Origin of the sequence: Crossiella sp. CA-258035 (assembly GCF_030064675.1) — a bacterium.
Lineage (GTDB): Bacteria > Actinomycetota > Actinomycetes > Mycobacteriales > Pseudonocardiaceae > Crossiella.
Window position 1 is genome coordinate 3,662,740 of record NZ_CP116413.1, and the last position, 18,589, is coordinate 3,681,328.

Here is an 18,589-nt window from a genome sequence, read left to right on the forward strand (position 1 = left end):
GACCTTCTTCCAGTCCCTGGTCACGTTGATCACCAACATCAACATCATCTTCTGAGCGCGGCCGCACGTGGGCGAGGCGCCGCGCGCCCCGCCCACGTGCGAGTGCGCAGGCTGGACGACAAGAGGGCGGAAGGAGCAGACCGCCGCCACAGCGGCTGTGGCGAAGACGTACTTCGAGCACGTCACCGCCGAAGGTGATCTCGCCACCTGCCGCTGGCGGGTGAAGGTGACCTTCGCCGTCCCTGGCCGCTGCCAAGGCTTGCGCCCCAACGGTGCACGCGTGCAAGCCAAGGGCGTCGATCTTGTTCGGGTTTCAGGAACAGTGGGCCGCCGTTCATCCCCTGCGGCGCAACTGACGTCCAGCACGAAAGTTGAGCACGATCCAGCCGAAGCGTTCGACGCAGGAACCGGCCGGGGGCCGGGCATCGAGTTGGCGGGCGATCGTGGCTTGATCGCTATAGGCATCAACGGAGACGATGCGGCCGTCGCGAAGTGGCTGCGGAAACCCGGCTCCCACTGGGCGCGACCAAGGTCATCCTCGCCGACATGATCGAGCTTGACCTGCTGCACACCTGCTACAGCCCAGGAATCGCAGCCGCGCCGTCGTGGGAGTTCATGGCCCGGGAACTGCGAGGGTTGCGAGCGCTCTAGCCGCGCCAGATCAGGAGTAAGCAGATTCGACATTCTGAACCGCTGCTGAGCCGACGGTAGGTGATGCCTCATCAGCATCTCGGGTGAGCGGGGCGTGCGGTGGAGGCTGGGTAGAGGCCTTGTCCGCGATCGCCTGTCCCAGCCGCACCCGCTGCTGTGGGAAGCAAGACCAACGGCAAGGTCGGGCGGTTCAACCGCACCCTGCTCGACGAGTGGGCCTACGCCCGCCCCAACGACTCCGAAATCGAACGCCGTAAAGCGCTGCCGCGGTGGCTGCACACCTACAATCACCACCGCGGCCACACCGCGCTCAGAAGGCCTACCCCCGGCAAACCGTGTGCCTAAGCTGGTAAGGCGATAGGCCTAACCACTCAAGGTCAGGAACTTTTCGCGCTCCAGGAGCCACACGGGTCCGGCAGCCCAGAGCGATTGGTGCAAACCCGGAACTTCATGCCACTTGGTCGCCCGACCTGTGGGTTGACTGCGCAGTCCCCGCTGACGTTGACCAGTGATGTCGACGTCACGTCCCCTGTCATCCTGCCGCAGTTCTGATCGGTGTTGCCATCGAAAACAATCAGGCCCTCAATGTATACCTTTTTTCCGCCCGTCGACTTGAGTTGCCCGGTCATTGCCCCGCGGAACATTCCCCACGCCGTGGCAGTTGCCGTGCCAGATCCGTCATTAGCACTCACGTTCACCTTGTTTGCGGCCGATGCTATTCCGGCTGTCGCCGCCATCGACACGGCCATGCTCAACACTAAAGTGACACCAGCTCGGATCTTTTGCTTCATTCTCCACCCCTTGTGCTGTCGCAATCTTTTTTGGTGGCAAAGGTTCTATCCCAGACGCTCGCGGACTGAGACCGCGAGCATAGCTACCTGGACGGACACAGGCCCAGCCGGAAGGAGCTGATGTTCAATTCACGGCCGTACTTCCAGGTGTTCCCTTGCCAATTGCCAACCGGCCACACACCCCCTTCGTATTTGATGTCAATAAAGGTGCACCACACCTGATTGGTTCGATTCCAGACTGAACGAATCCTGTCGCCCCAGTCGCTACCATCGCTTTCCTTGATCTCGTGAAGATTGGGAATTGACCTAGGATTTGCTAACCCTTTTCCTGCTCCATCGCGGCCTTCCCATGTACAGAAGTAACCTCTTGGGCAACCCTCATACCCGGTGATCGAGATAGTTCCATCGTCCCTCGAGGGTGCAGCGTGAGCGGAGATTGAAGGAGCGAGGGTGACCCACGCGACGAGTGCGAGCGCGCCGCAAAAAACTCTGAATATACGCATACTGTAGCCGCCTTCCATGGCGTGCAGCGTGAACCAGGTTCTTCCTTGTCGATCGGGCAACCGTAGAAGCAGTGCGGCATCGAGGGAAGAGCACTTCTGGATTCAGTTTCAACTATAGTCAAATCGCGGCATCTTCGCAGGTCAGCGCTTTAACTTGCGGCTCAGGACGATCACGTTACGGCCTGGCGGAGCCGGTGCAGAACCAGTATGCGCCGGGTAGCGCCGAACTGTCCTGACTGCTGTCACCGGCGCGAATGTTTCCGATATCAGTTTTCGCTGAGTCATAGAAGCGGCCCACGACCGGCAGGTTGTTGTCGTAGGAAAAGACCGCGTCCTGCAGATGGTAGTCGGCAAGGCGCCAGCACGTGTTCTGCCGCTGGGTCCGGAAATTCATGTCTTCATAGCCGATGTTCCGGTACAGACACAGCCACGCCGCCTCGCACGGCTCCGCGATGGTGGCAGGCCCCGGTCGTTCCACCCGCGGCCACAGCGCGACGACCAACAGCACGCCGATCACGACGACCGCACCCAGCAAGTACCATCCGCGCTGTCTGATCCACGGTGACACCGCGGGGCCTTCCATGGGCTCGGCCTGCGCCAGAACCACAGCTTGGGGCAGGACCTCGGCCGGGGCCACAACCGCGGCGGCCGCCTGCTCCCACCGCTGTCGCCAATGCGCGTGAACCCGCTGCTCATCCTGACCGAGTACGCCGACCGCCAGCGATCGGACAAACTCCCACGTCGTCTCCCATGAAGGCAACCGCGCGCCACGCGCCGCCGCCGACAACGCTGACGTCGAGGCCAGCGCGCCATGATCCTGACGCATCGCGGCGTAGGACGGATCCCCTGCGCATTGCTTGAGTTCCCACAACTGCCGGGCGAATACCGCCGCCGGTTCAGCACCTTCGGGAGCCTTGGCCACCCGACCCCTGCGTCCGGTTCTGGCCGTCTCGTTACCCATGGTGCCCCCACCTCACGGTTCGAGAGCGACAGTATGGCAGCGCCTGCTAGATCAACCCGCCCCCCGATGGGTGTAGTCACTGTGCTCGGTACGGGGCATTCAGCAGGACCCAAGTGGTCTGCTTTCCGCAGCAGCGGCCGCACGTGCACCGACGTCGACCCGGGCCTGGCCCGTGAGCTGAGGCGCTCACCGAGCCAGTTCTACGTCAACGTGCACAACGCGGAATACCCGGCCGGCGCGGTACGGGGTCAGCTGCGACGCTGACCCGGTAAGAGGTCCGGCGGTTCCCGCCCGGTCTGGGGAACCACCGGGCCCCGCGGTTTGTGGCAGACGTCCGGTCGGCCGCGCTGGCGGAAGGTGCTGTCCGTCCGAACTGGACGGTCGCCCGTCGTTGCCGTGATGTCGGGTTGCCGGTCCGGCCACGAGGACACCTCCGTGTGCAGCTGCCACACGCACCGGGGCGCTCCGTTCACGTACCTAGGACCGGAGCGGCAGGTTCGTGAGTCACCTGGTCCGCCTTACCTGAGGTCGGGCAGGTCCCTGAGCTGTCTGCGCGAGGTGACACCGAGCTTGCGGAAGATGTTGCGCAGGTGGGCATCGACCGTGCGGGGGCTGAGGAACAGGCGCGTGGCCACCTCTTTCGACGTCGCGCCCGCCGCGACCTGGCGCGCGATGTGGGTCTCCTGCATGGTCAGCCGGTCGTAGGTGTGCTCGGAGCGGCTGCGCGCCACTTCCCCGGTCGCGCGCAGCTCGTCCGCGGCCCGCCGGGCGAAAGCCTCCAGTCCGATCTCCGACAGCTGTTCGTGCGCGGTGCGCAGGTGTTCGCGTGCCTCGCGGCGCCGGCCCGCACGTCGGAGCCACTCCCCGTACCGCAGGTGCGTTCGCGCCAGGTGCAGTGCCAGCGGGCTGCCCTTCAGGTGCTCGAGTGCTTCCCGGTGGTCGTCTTCCACGTCACTGACCAGCGCCCGCGTGCCTGCCGCCACGCCGAGGGCGAAACTGGTTCCCGCGGGTTCCGTGCGCTCGGCCAGGGACTCCAGCGCCGACCGCGCGACGGCGTGCTCGCCGCACCGGACCGCGGCCTCCACCAGCTCGGGAAGCGCGAAGCCGGTGAGGAAGAGGTCGCCGCCCGCCACGGCTCGGGTGGCCGCCGCCAGCGCGGCCGGGTAGTCGCCAAGGCCGTTGTGCAGCACGGCTTTCGCCCAGTGGGCGTTCGCGGTCAGCTGGCCGGTGCCCCGGCTCATCACCTCGGCGAAGAGGTCGAGCACCTCCTGGCGGTGGCCACGCATCGCCGCCAGGTGCACTCTCGGGTAGAGCTGCGGCAGGACGCCGAGGGCGTCGGCGATGGCCTCCTCCTCGGCGATCGCGGCGATCGCCCGGCCGAAGTCGCCGGTGAGCACCGCGGACAACGCCGCCTGCGACAGGCCGAGCCGGATGGTCATCGGTGATCCCGTGTCCTGCCCGGTCCGCACCAGCCAGTCGACGACAGCCGTGTGCAGGTCGATGTCCCACAGCTCGCCCGCGAGCACCGAGGCCAGCGCGGGCACCCGGGTCCAGTCGGCGTCCTCGCCGGTGAGCACCCGCCGAAGCGCTGGCACCCCGGCATGGTGTCCTTCGGTGCTCAACAGCACCAGCGCGTCGAGGAGATCCGGCGGTCCCGATGCCGGCGGCGCCGAGCGGGCCGCCTCGAGCACCCGGTCCATCACCCCCGCGGCCCGGCCGACGACGAGCCCCATCTCCAGCGCCGCCACGAAGCATTCCCGCGACCGTTGCGGGTCACTGCTGGCGAGCCGCTGCGCCGCCCGCAGGATGAGTTCCGGTCCCGTGACGACCCCGTCCGCGCCCTGGACGAACGCGATCTGTCCGCGCAGCAGGTCGACCGACGCGTGCCGGAGATCATCCAGCGCATCGGTGCCGACACTGGCCAGCAGGTCCGCCGCCGCGGCCGCCTGGCCCGCGCTGAGGGTCGCCCGCGCGGCCGCGAGCGTGCGCTCGGTCTGCTTGCCGGGGTCGAGCGACAACGCGGCCGCGCGTTCGAGGAACGCGGCGGCGGCCGCGACGCCCCCACGCGCCTGCGCACGCGAGGCCGAGGACTCCAGTTCCGCCGCGACCTGTTCGTCCGGCCCGGTGGTGGCCTGCGCACGGTGCCAGGCGTGCCGGTCCGGTGCGGTGACCGGGTCGGTGGCCTCGGCCAGCGCCCGATGTGCCGCGCGGCGGCGCTCCGGCTCGGCCGCACGGTAGACGGCCGAGCGGGCCAGCGGGTGGCAGAAGCGCGCCCGCGTGTCGAAGCGCACCAGCCCGGACGCCTCGGCGGCGGCGCTCGCGGCGGAGACGTCGATGCCCAGTCGCCGCGCGGCCGCCCACAGCAGGCCCGGGTCGCCGGTGGGATCGGCGCTGGCGAGAACCAGCAGCAACCGCGCCTCCGGGGGCAGTTCCGCCGCCCTGGTCCTGAAGATCTGCTCGATCCGGCTCGCGACCGGCGACGGCGTCGGCAGCGCGAAGCCGCCCGCCTTCGGCAACTCGATCAGGGCAAGTGGGTTTCCGCGTGCCTCGGCGAGAAGACGGTCACGCACCCGCTCATCGAGCGTCCCGGTCTTCTCCGCGGCGAGCAACGCGCGCGCGTGCGCGTCGCTCAAGCCGCCGACGGTCAGCCCCGGCAGTTCGTCCAGCCCGCGCAGTGCGTCCTGGTCACGGGCCGCGAACACGACCGCGATCGGCTCCGCCGCGACGCGCCTGGCCAGGAACGTCAACGCCTTCACCGAGGCGGCGTCCAGCCAATGGGCGTCATCGACGAGGCACAGCATCGGACGCTCGGCCGCGGCGGAGGCGAGCAGTTCGAGCGCGGCGAGGCCGACGCGGAACGGATCCGGCGCGCCGTCGGCCAGTCCGAAGGCGACCAGGAGGGCGTCCCGGTAGCGGGCCGACAGCGTGTCGAGCCGTGCCAGCACCGGAAGGCACAACTGGTGCAGCGCGGCGAACGGCAGTTCACCCTCGAACTCCGACCCGGACGCGCGGATGACCTGGAACCGCTCCGGCCTCGCGCGCCCGATGTGCTCCAGCAGGGCGCTCTTGCCGATGCCCGGTTCGCCGCGGAGCACGAGCACGCCACCCTCGCCCTGTTCCGCCGCGCGGCCGAGGGCGAGCAGGACGGCGATCTCGTCGTGCCGTCCGACGAGCGAGCGGGACGCCGTGGGCATGGTGAGAACCCTAGGCGGGACGCCGCCTCACCAGGACATCGGCACAAGTAGGTGATTGTCACCGACGCGAGCGGGCCCGGTTCACGGGACCGTCATGGCACCCGGAACACCGGCCAGAAGCCCCCCGCGAAGGACGAAACGATGATCGACAAAACCGCAGTCACGACCGGGCCGGCCGGCCAGCGGATACCGCGCGGGATAGCGATGACCGGCCTGGCCAGCGCCATGTTCCTGGTCATTCTCGACGCCGCCATGGTGAACCTCGCCGGGCGAACGATCCGCGAGGGCCTCGGGCTCACCGCCGCCGAGCTCACCATCGTCGTGGACAGCTACCTGGTGACCTTCGCCGGTCTGCTGCTGCTCGGGGGCCGCCTCGCCGACGTGCTCGGCGGCCGGAAGGTGTTCCTGGCCGGAATGGCCGTCTACCTCGCGGCGACGGCGTTCTGCGCGCTGGCCACCACTGGCGGGATGTTGGTCGCGGGCCGGATCGGACAGGGTGTCGGGGCTGCGGCCGTGATGCCTGCCGCGCTCTCCCTCGTGCTCGCCCTCTACTCCTCTCCTGCGGAACGCACTCGTGCGATGGGCGTCTGGGGCGCGGTCGCCGGTGCCGGCAGCCTGCTCGGCGTCCTTCTCGGTGGCACGCTGACCCAGCTGCTGGGCTGGCAGTCGGTGTTCCTCGCCCCGGTGCCCTTCGGTGTCATCGGAGCGATCATCGTGTGGCGCTCGGCGCCCGCGGTCCCCGGCAGGCCCGGCCGGTTCGACGCGCTCGGCGCCGGCGCCATCACCATCGGGATCTCCGGTCTCGCGCTGGGCATGGTCTCGGCCTCCGACGCCGGGTTCGGCGCGCCCAGCACTGGTGTCGGCCTCGCGGTCGGCGTGGTGTCCCTGGTGGCGTTCGTGTTCGTGGAGCAGCGCGCCACGCACCCGCTGGTCCCGCTCGGCGTCTTCCGCCGCCGGCCGGTGATCACCGCGAACGCGGTCATGTTGCTCGTGGGCGGCACGCTGACCAGCCTGTTCTTCTTCCTGCCGCAGTACCAGCAGGACGTGCTCGGGATGAGTCCGCTGTCGGCGGGGATGACGCAGATCCCGATCGCCCTCATGATCATCGTCGGCAGCGTCCTCGCGCCACTGCTGGCCAAGCGCATCGGGCTGCCCCACGCGCTGCCGGTTGGCTTGGCCGTGCTGCTCACCGGCTTCCTGTGGCTGGCGGTGGATCCGACGACCAGCGGTTTCTCGGTGAGTCTGCTGGGCGCGTTCGTGCTGATCGGCACCGGACTGGGGCTCGGCCTGGTCAACGCCACGGCGATGGGGGTACGCGACAGCGGGGACGGTGAGTCGGGCCTGCTCAGCGGGCTGGTCAACGCCGCGCAGCAGCTGGGCGGCGCGGTCGGGCTCGCCGCGCTGGCCGGGATCGCCATCGGCGCCGCGGGAAAGCACGGGGACATCTCGTTCACGACCGCGTTCCTCGGTGAGGCCGCGCTCGTCGCCATCGCCCTCACCCTGTCGTTGTTCTCCGCTACCCGGAAACGGCAGGCCCCGGCCGCCGTCGGCACGCACTGACCTCCGCCATCGAAGGGACACCACGATGAACACCGTGCTCGTGACCGCCGCGACCGGCACCGTCGGCTCCGCGCTGATCCCCGCTCTGCGTGCCCGCGGAGTCACCGTCCGCGCGATGACCCGTGACCCCGGCCGCGTCGTCCCCGGCGCCGAGACCGTCGTCGCCGACCTGCGGGATCCGGGATCGGTCGCCGCCGCGCTGAAGGGCGTCGACGCGGCCTTCCTCAACAGCCCCTCGGCGGAGGACGCCGCCGCGCTCCAGATCCAGTTCGCCGACCTCGCCCGCGACGCCGGCGTGCACCGGCTCGTGCTGCTCTCCCAGTACGCGGCACGCGCCGACTCGCCGGTGCGGTTCCTGCGCTGGCACGCCGAAGTCGAGGCCCACCTGCGGACGCTCGGGCTCGACCACACCGTGCTGCGCCCCAACCTCTACCTGCAGGCGCTGCTCGCCTTCGCCGGCCCCATCGCGCAGGGCTGGTTCGCCGCGCCCATCGGGGATGCCGCCGTCAGTGCCATCGACACCAGGGACATCGCGGCGGCCGCCGCCGCCGTGCTGACCGGCACCGGCCACACCGGCCACACCTACACGCTGACCGGACCCCGCGCCGTGACCCACCACGAGATCGCCGAGGCGCTCGCCGCCGCGATCGGGCGGGAGGTCACCTTCCGCGACGCATCGGCCGAGGAGTTCACCGCCGCGCTGACCGGCCTGCTCCCGCCATGGCAGCTCGACGGCCTCGTCGAGGACTACGCCCACTACGCCCGAGGCGAGGCCGCCGAGGTGCACACCTCCGTCGCCGACCTCACCGGACATCCGGCGCGTGACCTCACCGAGTTCGCCCGCGACCACGCCGCCCAGTTCACGCCGCAGGAGGTTCGATGATCTACCACTGCGTTCGGTTCACCCTCAAGCCCGATGTCTCGGCTGAGGACAGGGTGGCCGGTCTCGCGCAAATGGGCGCGCACATCGACGCCATCCCGTCGATCAAGGCGCGCGTCGTCGGCCCCGACTTCGGCGGGGAGTTCGAGTACGGCGCGGTCACCGTGATCGAGGACATCGCGGGCTACCACGAGTACATGAACCACCCGGCGCACCTTGCCATGGACCGAGCCGGGTTGCCGCTGGTCGAGAAGTTCATGTCCTACGACATCACCGACGACCCGGATCCGGAGATCGGCGCGAAGATCGCCGAGGTCCACCGGCTCAGGTTCGAGAACGTGCCGGAGGTGGCCGAACTGGTCGCCGGCCTCGACGAGTACACCGGCAGCGCCGCACCGGGCAGGCACGGACACTGAGCACCACGGCGATCAACCAACGGCGGGCGTGCTCCCAGCCCCGGAGTCGTCGGCCTGGCTACCCCGTCGCGGACGAGTCGGACGAGGAGGTGGTGCCCTCACGCATGCTCGCGGGCAGCCGGGGGAACGGTCCGCGCCGGATGTAGCGCCACTGCGAGACGAACACGACGATGGTCATCACGAGGCTCAGCGAGCCCGTGACCAGAAACGTCGTCCAGTTCTCGCGCAGGAACATCCCCACGACGATCGCGAAGACCAGGAGCGCGCCACCGGTCAGCACTCCCCGCCAGGTCAACTGCTTGAGGTCGCGCATCCGCTCGCGCTGCTCGTCGTCCATCTCGCGCCGCCCCATGCGTCAACTCTCCCACATCAAGCGGGACACGGGACGATTCCGGAGGGCTGCCAGACTGCCGGCCATGAACAGCGTGCTCACCAGCTTGATCGCAGTAGGCGGAACTCTGGCGGGAGCAAGTCTCACCTACCTCTTCGGGCGGCTCGCCGCACGACGGGCCGAGTGGGTCGCGCGGGAGGAACGACTTCGTCAGGACCGGATCGCCGCCTATGCGACCTTTGTCGGGGCGGTGACCGAACTTCGGCAAGCCCTGATCTCGCTGTGGTTCCTCAAGCGTGGCGAGCCAGCTGACCCAGAAGTGCGAGCTGCCTACACGGAAGCGGACCAGCGTGGCGCCGCCGCCCGCCATGCCCGCTTCCGCGTTCAGTTGCTCACCGACGACCCGGAGTTGTTGCAACTCGCGGACGCGGTGTTCAAGCCGGTCGACGTGCTGGCCGACGCAGCGAACCGCGGCGAGTTGGCGGTGCTCGAGGAGCGGAGTGAGGAGGTGCTTGCCGCGTTCATCCAGCTCGCGGGCAAGCAAGTCAGATAGGCCGGTGGTGCTAGCAGGTCACAGCCAGGGCGCCAGGCCGTCGAGGATTGCCGCCTTCGTCTTGGCGCCGGGCAGGGTGGTGGCCAGCTCTCCGTTGACGAACAGCGAGAGCGTGGGGATGGACATGATCTGGTACCGCACCGCGATTTCGGGCTCGGCGTCGATGTCGACCTTGACGACGGTGAGCCGGTCGGCGTGCTCCCCGGCGATCTCGGCCACGACCGGGGCCAGCGCCTTGCACGGGCCGCACCAGGGGGCCCAGAAGTCGACCAGCACCGGCTGGCTGCTGTCCAGCACCGTGGTGCCGAAGTCCTTTGTGGTCACAGAAGCGATGTTCACGGGTGTCCTGTTCTGTCTCAGCCGAAGGTGAAGGAGGTAGGCCTGCACGCCCGCGCCGACGAGGACGCGATGACCTGTGTTCGCACGCCGGGCACGAACGGTTCGGCACTTCTTCGGTTGTAACGGGTGGATAACGACGGGTTGATGGGGTGATCCGGCCAGGTTCGGGCGGCGAATGCGGAGTGTTCGTCCGACAGACCGGAAGAGAGTCCAGACATGAACACCACCACTCGCCGTACCATCGCCGCCGCCGGTGTCGCCTCCCTCGCCCTGCTCGCCGGGGCCTGTGGTTCCGGTGACACGCCCGCCAACTCCAGCACTCCCTCGGCCGCCCCGAGCAGCTCGGCGGCCCCGACTTCCAGCGCGATGGCCGACCCGGCCCGTGACCTGGTCGGTTCGGGTTGTGCCGATTACGCCAAGCAGGTGCCCAGCGGGCCGGGTTCGGTGACGGGCATGTCGGCGGACCCGGTGGCGGTGGCCGCGAGCAACAACCCGCTGCTCAAGACCCTGGTCAGCGCGGTGTCGGGCAAGCTGAACCCGAAGGTGAACCTGGTCTCCACGCTCAACGGCAGCGAGTTCACCGTTTTCGCTCCGGTGGACTCCGCGTTCGCCAAGATCGACGCGGCGACCATTGAGAAGCTCAAGACCGATGACGCGCTGCTGTCCAAGATCCTGACCTATCACGTGGTGCCGGGCCAGATCGCGCCGGACAAGATCGTCGGCGAGCAGGCCACCGTGCAGAAGGGCATGGTCAAGGTGACCGGCTCGGGGAATGCGCTGAAGGTCAATGACGCCAACGTGATCTGTGGTGGCGTGCACACCGCGAACGCGACGGTGTACCTGATCGACTCGGTGCTCATGCCCAAGTGACCCCGCCCGGCCGCCGGAGTCCACAGTGGACTCCCGGTGGCCTGCGGGTTGTTCTTGCAGTCCACAGTGGATGACCGTTGGTCCGTGAGGGGGCCAGTCGCCGTGCCGGATTTCGCCCGACTCCGCCGTGTCCAGCCCGAGAACTCCGTGTCCCAATCACGGGTTCCGGACCAGCCCGATGAGTTGCTGGTGCTGGCCGCGCGTGGGGATCGGGAGGCGTTCGCGCGCTTCTACGACACGGTGATCGGGCCGGTCTGGGGGACCATCCGGCAGGTCGTGCGAGACCAGGCCCGGTCCGCGGAGGTCGCGGAGTCGGTGCTTGTGCAAGCCTGGCGCGAGGCAACTGCCTTCGACCCGGCGCGGGAGAGCGCGCTGGCCTGGATCGTGGCCCGCGCGCACGGAGCCGCCGTGCGCAGCATCCGAACCGCTGGCCCGGTGCCTGCTCCGCGTGCCGCCGCGGTACCGGAGCCGGACCAGCCCGAGCCCGCCGGAGCGAGCCCGCACCGGCACCAGTTCCACCGTCACCTGGCCACCCTCACCCAAGAACAGCGCGACTGCCTGGTCCTGGCCTACTACCAAGGGCGGGACTGCCGTCAGATCGCGGCGCTGCTGGACCTGCCCGCGTCCACGGTTCGCACGCGCCTGCGGGACGCCATGATCCGGCTCCGCGACTGCCTGGGAGTGACCTGATGAACACACCAGCCGATGTGCACGCCCTCACCGGCGCCTACGTGCTCAACGCGCTCTCCCCGGCCGAACGCGAACAGTTCGAGCAGCACCTCCACCTCTGCCCCACCTGCGCGCTGGAGGTCACCGAGTTCACCGAGACCAGCGCCTGGCTGGCCAACTTCGTGGCCGAAGCCCCGCCGCCGGCGCTGCGCGAGCGGGTGCTGGCCACCGTGGAGTGCACTCCGCAGAACCCGCCGCTGGCCAGCTCTCCCCGTCCCGGGGCGAACCGGCGAGGCCGGCGTGCCCTGCTCGTGGCCGCTGCCGCGGCCGTGGCCGGGATGATGGTGCTCGGCTTGCACAGCACCGCGCCCAGCGACCAACTCGACCGCCAGGGCGTTGCCCTGAGTGGTGGCGTCGGAGCGGGGGCGCTGCTCGCCTCCGCCGACGCCCGCGTGTTGAGCGCACCGGGTCCTGGTGGCGGCACGCTGTCGGTTGTGCACGCTCCGAGCCACGCGGCTGCGGTTCTGATCGCCAGGGGCATGCCCGCTCCGCCGGCGGAGCACGTCTACCAGGCTTGGGTCATCGGTCCGAATGGCGCCCGGTCGGCCGGTCTGCTGTCCGCCACCGCGCCCCTGGTCGCACACGGCGTGGCCCCCGGGGACCGGATCGGCTTGACCGTCGAACCCACTGGAGGGTCCAGGCAGCCCACCTCGCTGCCCGTGATCACCACCGCGCTACCGCCTGCCTGAGTGGCGAACACCAGATGAAACGGTCTGGTTAGCCCGAACGTGTGGTTCCGCGAACCGCCGCCCCAGCCGCGACGAATACCTCAGGTCCACGACGGATCACCCCCGCGCGCCAGCCGCTTCGGCCCCGGCGACGGGGCCACGCCCGGGGCCGCACGTTCGCGCCGGGCGGGAAGGAGATCGCACGTGTTTGGCAAGCTTTTCGCCGCTTCAATGATCAACCGGAGTGCGGAGAACGCACCGGATCGCCGGAGGTTCCTGCAAGCCGCGGGTGTCGCCGGGCTCGGCGTCGTCGGGGCGAGCACCCTCGGCGGGCTCGCCCCGACTGCGGCCGCCGCACCGGCCGGCGCCGCGGCGGTCAGTGACAGTGCCGTGCTGAACTTCGCCCTCAACCTCGAATACCTCGAAGCCGAGTTCTACCTCTACGCCACCACCGGCCGCGGCCTTCCGGACTCGCTGACCACCGGCGCCGGCACCCTCGGCGGTGTCACCGGCGGCCGCGCGGTGCGGTTCAAGTCCAGGACCGCCAAGCAGTACGCCCAGGAGATCGCCGCCGATGAGAAGGCGCACGTGGCCTTCCTGCGCACCGCACTCGGCTCCGCCAGGGTCAGCAGGCCCGCGATCGACCTGCAGAACAGCTTCACCGCCGCTGCCCAGGCCGCCGGTCTGGTCAAGCGCGGCCAGCACTTCGACGCCTTCGCTTGCGAGGAGAACTTCCTGCTCGCGGCCTACCTGTTCGAGGACGTCGGCGTCACCGCCTACAAGGGCGCGGCACCGCTGATCAGCAACAAGACCTATCTGGAGGCCGCGGCGGGCATCCTCGCCGCTGAGGCCTACCACGCCGCCAACATCCGCAGCGCCCTCTACCAGCACGAGGGCGGACTCCTCGGTCTCGGACTGCTCGGCCGCAACCTGCGGGAGGCCAGTGTCAAGCTCTCCAACGCCCGCGACAGCCTCGACGGCACCACCGACCTGGACCAGGGTGTCATCGACGGCCAGGGCCGGGCCAACATCGTGCCCACCGACGCCAACGGCATCACCTACAGCCGATCCCCGGGCCAGGTGCTCAACATCGTCTACCTGACCCCCAAGGCTGCCACCTCCGGCGGCTTCTTCCCCAAGGGTGTCAACGGCGAGGTCAACACCAGCGCCGGCAACGCCTGACCGCAGCGGGCTTCCGGGCACCCCGCCGGGTACGACCCGGCGCCCCGGCGCGTTGGGCACCTTGCCTGGGCGGCTGGCTGGTCAGGCAAGGTGACCAGTGCCAGGCAGGACGGCGTGCACGCATCGGCTGCCAGCACCGGATGCACCGCATGAACGAGCCCCGGGGTGCGCTGCGTTGCCCCTGGGGCTCGTTCATGTCCTGCTCCGGCCAGACGCAGGCTGTGCACGGCGAGCGTCGTGGGGGCTCGCGGAGCTGCCATTGGCCGCTGTCCGTCACCGGCGGGTCACCCGAGCAGGGGACGCGAGACGGCCGTGCGGGCAGAAGTTTGCCGCGAGACAAGTATCCGTACTTGAATGTGCCCATGGCAGACACGACGGCTGAGGCCCGCTCGGCGGCACGCGGCAAGTCCGCCGGGCAGGTCGGCAAGGTCGGGGAGCCCGAGCTCCGGCAGTTGCTGGCCGGGCTCACCGCGGTGCGCGACGGCGACTTCGGCACCCGGCTACCGGATGAGGCCAACGGTCTGCTCGGCGAGATCGCCACCGTCTTCAACGGCATGGTCGACCAGCTCTCGCTGTTCACCTCCGAGGTCACCAGGGTGGCCAGGGAGGTCGGCACGGACGGGCGGCTTGGCGGGCAGGCCGAGGTGCCGGGGGTGTTCGGGACCTGGAAGGACCTCACCGACTCGGTGAACGCGATGGCCGGGAACCTGACCACCCAGGTCCGCGACATCGCCCAGGTGGCCACCGCGGTGGCGCGCGGGGACCTGTCGCAGAAGATCGACGTGGACGCGCGCGGGGAGATCCTGGAGCTCAAGGACACCGTCAACACCATGGTCGACCAGCTGTCCTCCTTCGCCGACGAGGTGACCAGGGTGGCGCGGGAGGTCGGCAGCGAGGGGCAGCTCGGCGGTCAGGCGCAGGTGCCCGGCGTGGGCGGGGTGTGGCGGGACCTGACCGACTCGGTGAACTTCATGGCAGGCAACCTCACCGACCAGGTGCGCAACATCGCCCAGGTGACCACCGCGGTGGCCCGCGGCGACCTCTCGCAGAAGATCACGGTGACCGCGCGTGGCGAGATCCTGGAGCTGAAGAACACCATCAACACGATGGTCGACCAGCTCTCCGCCTTCGCCGACGAGGTCACCCGCATGGCCCGCGAGGTCGGCACCGAGGGCATTCTGGGTGGTCAGGCCGATGTGAAGGGGGTCTCGGGCACCTGGCGGGACTTGACCGACTCGGTGAACTTCATGGCGGGCAACCTGACCGCGCAGGTCCGCTCGATCGCCCAGGTGGCCACCGCGGTGGCCCGTGGCGACCTGTCGCAGAAGATCACGGTGACCGCGCGTGGGGAGATCCTGGAGCTGAAGAACACCATCAACACGATGGTGGACCAGCTCTCCGCGTTCGCCGACGAGGTGACCAGGGTGGCCCGGGAGGTGGGCACCGACGGCCGCCTGGGCGGGCAGGCCGATGTGAAGGGGGTCTCGGGCACCTGGCGGGACCTCACCGACTCGGTGAACTTCATGGCCGACAACCTCACCGCGCAGGTCCGCTCCATCGCCGAGGTCACCACCGCGGTGGCCAAGGGCGACCTGAGCCAGAAGATCCGGGTGGACGCGCGCGGGGAGATCCTGGAGCTCAAGGAGACCATCAACACGATGGTGGACCAGCTCTCCGCGTTCGCCGACGAGGTGACCAGGGTGGCCCGCGAGGTGGGCACCGAGGGCAACCTGGGCGGGCAGGCCACCGTGCGCGGGGTCTCCGGCACCTGGAAGGACCTCACCGACAACGTCAACGTGATGGCCTCCAACCTGACCGGCCAGGTCCGCTCGATCGCCCAGGTGGCCACCGCGGTGGCCCGCGGCGACCTCTCGCAGAAGATCATGGTGGAGGCCAAGGGCGAGGTGGCCGCGCTGGCCGGGGTGATCAACACCATGGTCGACACGCTGTCGGCCTTCGCCGACGAGGTCACTCGTGTGGCCCGCGAGGTCGGCACCGAGGGCATCCTGGGCGGGCAGGCCAGGGTGGCCAACGTGGCAGGCACCTGGAAGGACCTGACCGACAACGTCAACTCCATGGCCAACAACCTCACCGGCCAGGTGCGCAACATCGCCCAGGTGACCACCGCGGTCGCCCAGGGCGACCTCACCCGCAAGATCGACGTGGACGCCCGCGGCGAGATCCTGGAGCTCAAGACCACCATCAACACCATGGTCGACCAGCTCTCCGCCTTCGCCGCCGAGGTCACCAGGGTGGCCCGCGAGGTCGGCAGCGAGGGCCGCCTGGGCGGGCAGGCCGAGGTGGAGGGCGTCTCCGGCACCTGGAAGCGGCTCACCGAGAACGTCAACGAGCTCGCCGGGAACCTGACCCGGCAGGTGCGCGCGATCGGCGAGGTGGCCCGCGCGGTGGCCGAGGGCGACCTGACCCGCTCGATCACCGTGGACGCCTCCGGTGAGGTCTCCGAGCTCAAGGACAACATCAACACGATGGTGCAGTCCCTGCGCGAGACCACCCTGGCCAACCAGGAGCAGGACTGGCTGAAGTCGAACCTGGCGCGCATCTCCGGCCTCATGCAGGGCCACCGGGACCTGGCCGTGGTCGCCGAGCTGGTGATGGACGAACTGGTGCCGCTGGTCTCCGCCCAGTACGGCGCCTTCTACCTCACCGACGAGGCCACCGACGGCGCCGAACTGCGGCTGATCGGCTCCTACGGCCACCCCGACGACCTCACCGCAGGAGCGCCCCAGCGGTTCCGGCTCGGCCAGTCGCTGGTCGGGCAGGCCGCGCGCAGTCGCCGGGAGATCGCGGTGGAGGAGGTGCCGGAGGGTTACATCACCATCTCCTCCGGACTGGGCCGGGCCACGCCGACCGCGTTGCTGGTGTTGCCGATCCTGGTGGAGGACCAGGTGCTCGGGGTGATCGAGCTGGCCTCCACGCACAGCTTCACCCCGGTGCACCGGGCGTTCCTGCAACAGCTGATGGACGTCATCGGCGTCAACGTCAACACCATCGTGGCCAACGCGCGCACCGACGAGCTCCTCGCCGAGTCCCAGCGGCTGACCGAGGAGCTCCAGTCCCGCTCCGGCGAGCTCCAGGTGCGGCAGGAGGAGCTCCAGGTCTCCAACGCCGAGCTGGAGGAGAAGGCCGCGCTGCTGGCCACCCAGAACCGCGACATCGAGACCAAGAACACCGAGATCGAACAGGCCAGGCAGGAGCTGGAGGCGCGGGCCCAGCAGCTGTCGCTGGCCTCGAAGTACAAGTCGGAGTTCCTGGCCAACATGAGCCACGAGCTGCGCACCCCGCTGAACAGCCTGCTGATCCTGGCCCAGCTGCTCGCGCAGAACCCCACCCGCAACCTCACCCCCAAGCAGGTCGAGTTCGCCGGGATCATCCACTCCGCGGGCTCGGACCTGCTGCAGCTGATCAACGACATCCTGGACCTGTCCAAGGTCGAGGCGGGCAAGATGGACATCAACCCCGAGCGGGTGCCGCTGCACCGGCTGCTGGACTACGTCGAGGCCACCTTCCGGCCGATGACCACCCAGAACAGCCTCGGCTTCCACATCACCACCGCACCCGGCGTGCCGGATGAGCTGCTCACCGACGACTCCCGGCTGCGCCAGGTGCTGCGCAACCTGCTGTCCAACGCGGTGAAGTTCACCGAGGCCGGCAGCGTGGAGCTGCGCATCGAACCGGCGCCGGCGGCGGAGGTGCCGGCCTCGGTGCGCGCGCACGGCCCGGCGCTGGCCTTCCGGGTCATCGACACCGGCATCGGCATCGCCCCCGAACAACTGGAGTCGATCTTCGGTGCGTTCCAGCAGGCTGACGGCACCACCAGCCGCCGCTACGGCGGCACCGGGCTGGGCCTGTCCATCAGCCGCGAGATCGCCTACCTGCTCGGCGGGGTGATCGTGGCCGAGAGCGCGCTGGACCAGGGCAGCACCTTCACCCTCTACCTGCCGGCGGCCCGGCCCGACTTCGCGGCGAACACCCACCGGCCGGCACCCGCCGGGGTGGAGCCGCCGAGCGGTGCCCGGGGCCGGGCGCAGGCCGAGACGGCCGAGTCGCCGGTACGGCCGCGGCGGCTGCTGGTCATCGAGGAACGGCCGCGCGGCCTGCTGTCCCTGGTGGCCGAGAGCGCGGTGGCCGACCTGACGCACAACCGGGACCTCGGCGACCTGCTCGGGCACGTCGAGGTGGTCACCGCGGCCGGCGCCCAGGAAGCCGCGGCCGAGCTGGCCGCCGAACCCTGCCACTGCGTGGTGCTGGAGCTGGACATGGCCGACGGGGCCGCGTTGCGGCTGCTGGCCGCGATGGACCGCGACCCGGCGCTGCGCGGGGTCCCGGTGCTGGCGCACAACAGCAGGCGGCTGGCTCCCGAGCAGGAGCGGCAGTTGCAGGAGCGCACCGGGCAGCAGCCGCTGGAGCTGCTCTCCAGCCTGGACGAGCTGCGCGAGCGGATCGCGCTGCACCTGTCGGTGGAGGAGCCCGGCTCGGTGCTGCCCCTGGTCCGGCCGGAGGAGAGCACCGGGACCCCGTCCGCGCCGCGCTCGGACGACAGCCTGGCCGGGCGGACCGTGCTGGTGGTCGATGACGACGCGCGCAACGTCTACGCCCTCACCGGGATCCTGGAACTGCACGGGATGCGGGTGCTGCACGCCGAGAACGGCCGCAAGGGCATCGAGGCGCTGCGCGAGCACCCCGGGATCGACCTGATCCTGATGGACGTGATGATGCCGGAGATGGACGGCTACGCCGCCACCACCGCGATCAGGGCGATGCCCGAGCACGCCGCGCTGCCGGTGATCGCGGTGACCGCCAAGGCGATGCCGGGGGACCGGGAGAAGAGCCTGGCCTCCGGCGCCAGCGCCTACGTCACCAAACCGGTGGACGCCGACGACCTGATCGCCTGCATCCAGCACTGGCTCGGCGCCGACGCCACGGCGCGGAACTGACCGGCC

General features: G+C 69.6%; 18 protein-coding genes and 1 pseudogene. 13 read left to right on the forward strand and 6 right to left on the reverse strand.

The annotated features are described in order from the left end of the window. The first annotated feature begins 157 nt into the window (after positions 1-157). From N8J89_RS16845 to N8J89_RS16850, 3 genes and pseudogenes are all read left to right on the forward strand, one after another. Positions 158-550 (forward strand): nuclear transport factor 2 family protein, encoded by a 393-nt coding sequence (locus N8J89_RS16845; RefSeq protein WP_283665298.1) that lies wholly within the window; start codon positions 158-160, stop codon positions 548-550. After that, positions 547-651, forward strand: a complete 105-nt coding sequence (locus N8J89_RS41935) for a hypothetical protein (protein ID WP_502868457.1) — start codon at positions 547-549, stop codon at positions 649-651. The genes N8J89_RS16845 and N8J89_RS41935 overlap by 4 nt, the downstream gene beginning before the upstream one ends. 165 nt (positions 652-816) lie before the next feature. Continuing rightward, positions 817-1,012, forward strand: a pseudogene (locus N8J89_RS16850) (integrase core domain-containing protein); the annotation flags it as partial. Positions 1,013-1,028: 16 nt separating this feature from the next. Here N8J89_RS16850 and N8J89_RS16855 read toward each other — a convergent pair. The 3 genes from N8J89_RS16855 to N8J89_RS16860 all read right to left on the reverse strand — a co-directional run bounded on the left by N8J89_RS16855 (position 1,029) and on the right by N8J89_RS16860 (position 2,906). Continuing rightward, positions 1,029-1,442: a hypothetical protein gene (locus tag N8J89_RS16855; protein WP_283665299.1), complete on the reverse strand. Its 414-nt coding sequence runs from the start codon at positions 1,440-1,442 to the stop codon at positions 1,029-1,031. An 83-nt stretch (positions 1,443-1,525) separates the two neighbouring features. After that, positions 1,526-1,963 (reverse strand): peptidase inhibitor family I36 protein, encoded by a 438-nt coding sequence (locus tag N8J89_RS41940; protein WP_502868458.1) that lies wholly within the window; start codon positions 1,961-1,963, stop codon positions 1,526-1,528. A gap of 157 nt (positions 1,964-2,120) precedes the next feature. Continuing rightward, complete coding sequence (locus N8J89_RS16860) at positions 2,121-2,906, reverse strand: hypothetical protein (RefSeq protein ID WP_283665300.1); 786 nt, start codon at positions 2,904-2,906, stop codon at positions 2,121-2,123. A gap of 66 nt (positions 2,907-2,972) precedes the next feature. On the opposite strand from N8J89_RS16860, the gene N8J89_RS41945 reads away from it, so the two are divergent. After that, entirely contained in the window at positions 2,973-3,170 is a 198-nt protein-coding gene (locus N8J89_RS41945) for a CHRD domain-containing protein (protein ID WP_502868459.1), read from the forward strand. A gap of 254 nt (positions 3,171-3,424) precedes the next feature. On the opposite strand, the gene N8J89_RS16865 is transcribed toward N8J89_RS41945, so the two are convergent. Next, on the reverse strand, positions 3,425-6,100 hold the full coding sequence (locus N8J89_RS16865; RefSeq protein WP_283665301.1) for an AAA family ATPase: 2,676 nt from the start codon (positions 6,098-6,100) through the stop codon (positions 3,425-3,427). A 141-nt stretch (positions 6,101-6,241) separates the two neighbouring features. Between N8J89_RS16865 and N8J89_RS16870 the strand changes: the two genes are divergently transcribed. From N8J89_RS16870 to N8J89_RS16880, 3 genes are read left to right on the forward strand one after another with little or no spacing between them, the layout of a single operon-like run. Next, positions 6,242-7,660, forward strand: a complete 1,419-nt coding sequence (locus N8J89_RS16870; protein ID WP_283665302.1) for an MFS transporter — start codon at positions 6,242-6,244, stop codon at positions 7,658-7,660. Between the two features lie 25 nt (positions 7,661-7,685). Further along, the gene (locus N8J89_RS16875) at positions 7,686-8,543 is read left to right on the forward strand and encodes an NmrA family NAD(P)-binding protein (protein ID WP_283665303.1); all 858 of its coding nucleotides are present in this window, start codon (positions 7,686-7,688) and stop codon (positions 8,541-8,543) included. Beyond that, positions 8,540-8,956 (forward strand): Dabb family protein, encoded by a 417-nt coding sequence (locus tag N8J89_RS16880; RefSeq protein WP_283665304.1) that lies wholly within the window; start codon positions 8,540-8,542, stop codon positions 8,954-8,956. The genes N8J89_RS16875 and N8J89_RS16880 overlap by 4 nt, the downstream gene beginning before the upstream one ends. A gap of 58 nt (positions 8,957-9,014) precedes the next feature. Here the strand turns inward: N8J89_RS16880 and N8J89_RS16885 are convergent, their stop codons facing one another. Continuing rightward, entirely contained in the window at positions 9,015-9,308 is a 294-nt protein-coding gene (locus tag N8J89_RS16885) for a hypothetical protein (RefSeq protein ID WP_283665305.1), read from the reverse strand. 64 nt (positions 9,309-9,372) lie between these two features. Here N8J89_RS16885 and kilB point away from each other — a divergent pair, with 64 nt between their 5' ends. After that, entirely contained in the window at positions 9,373-9,840 is a 468-nt protein-coding gene (kilB, locus tag N8J89_RS16890) for a plasmid transfer protein KilB (RefSeq protein ID WP_283665306.1), read from the forward strand. 18 nt (positions 9,841-9,858) lie between these two features. Here kilB and trxA read toward each other — a convergent pair whose 3' ends face one another. Beyond that, entirely contained in the window at positions 9,859-10,164 is a 306-nt protein-coding gene (gene trxA / locus N8J89_RS16895; protein WP_283665307.1) for a thioredoxin, read from the reverse strand. Positions 10,165-10,395: 231 nt separating this feature from the next. Here trxA and N8J89_RS16900 point away from each other — a divergent pair, with 231 nt between their 5' ends. The 5 genes from N8J89_RS16900 (at position 10,396) to N8J89_RS16920 (ending at position 18,583) form a co-directional block, all read left to right on the forward strand. Then, the gene (locus N8J89_RS16900; RefSeq protein ID WP_283665308.1) at positions 10,396-11,049 is read left to right on the forward strand and encodes a fasciclin domain-containing protein; all 654 of its coding nucleotides are present in this window, start codon (positions 10,396-10,398) and stop codon (positions 11,047-11,049) included. Positions 11,050-11,196: 147 nt separating this feature from the next. Continuing rightward, a complete protein-coding gene (locus N8J89_RS16905; RefSeq protein ID WP_283665309.1) occupies positions 11,197-11,739 on the forward strand; it encodes a sigma-70 family RNA polymerase sigma factor in 543 nt (180 codons plus the stop codon). Then, complete coding sequence (locus tag N8J89_RS16910; protein WP_283665310.1) at positions 11,739-12,467, forward strand: anti-sigma factor; 729 nt, start codon at positions 11,739-11,741, stop codon at positions 12,465-12,467. The genes N8J89_RS16905 and N8J89_RS16910 overlap by 1 nt, the downstream gene beginning before the upstream one ends. Positions 12,468-12,650: 183 nt before the next feature. Beyond that, positions 12,651-13,628, forward strand: a complete 978-nt coding sequence (locus N8J89_RS16915) for a ferritin-like domain-containing protein (protein WP_283665311.1) — start codon at positions 12,651-12,653, stop codon at positions 13,626-13,628. A 362-nt stretch (positions 13,629-13,990) separates the two neighbouring features. Beyond that, on the forward strand, positions 13,991-18,583 hold the full coding sequence (locus tag N8J89_RS16920) for a HAMP domain-containing protein (protein WP_283665312.1): 4,593 nt from the start codon (positions 13,991-13,993) through the stop codon (positions 18,581-18,583). Positions 18,584-18,589: the final 6 nt, after the last annotated feature.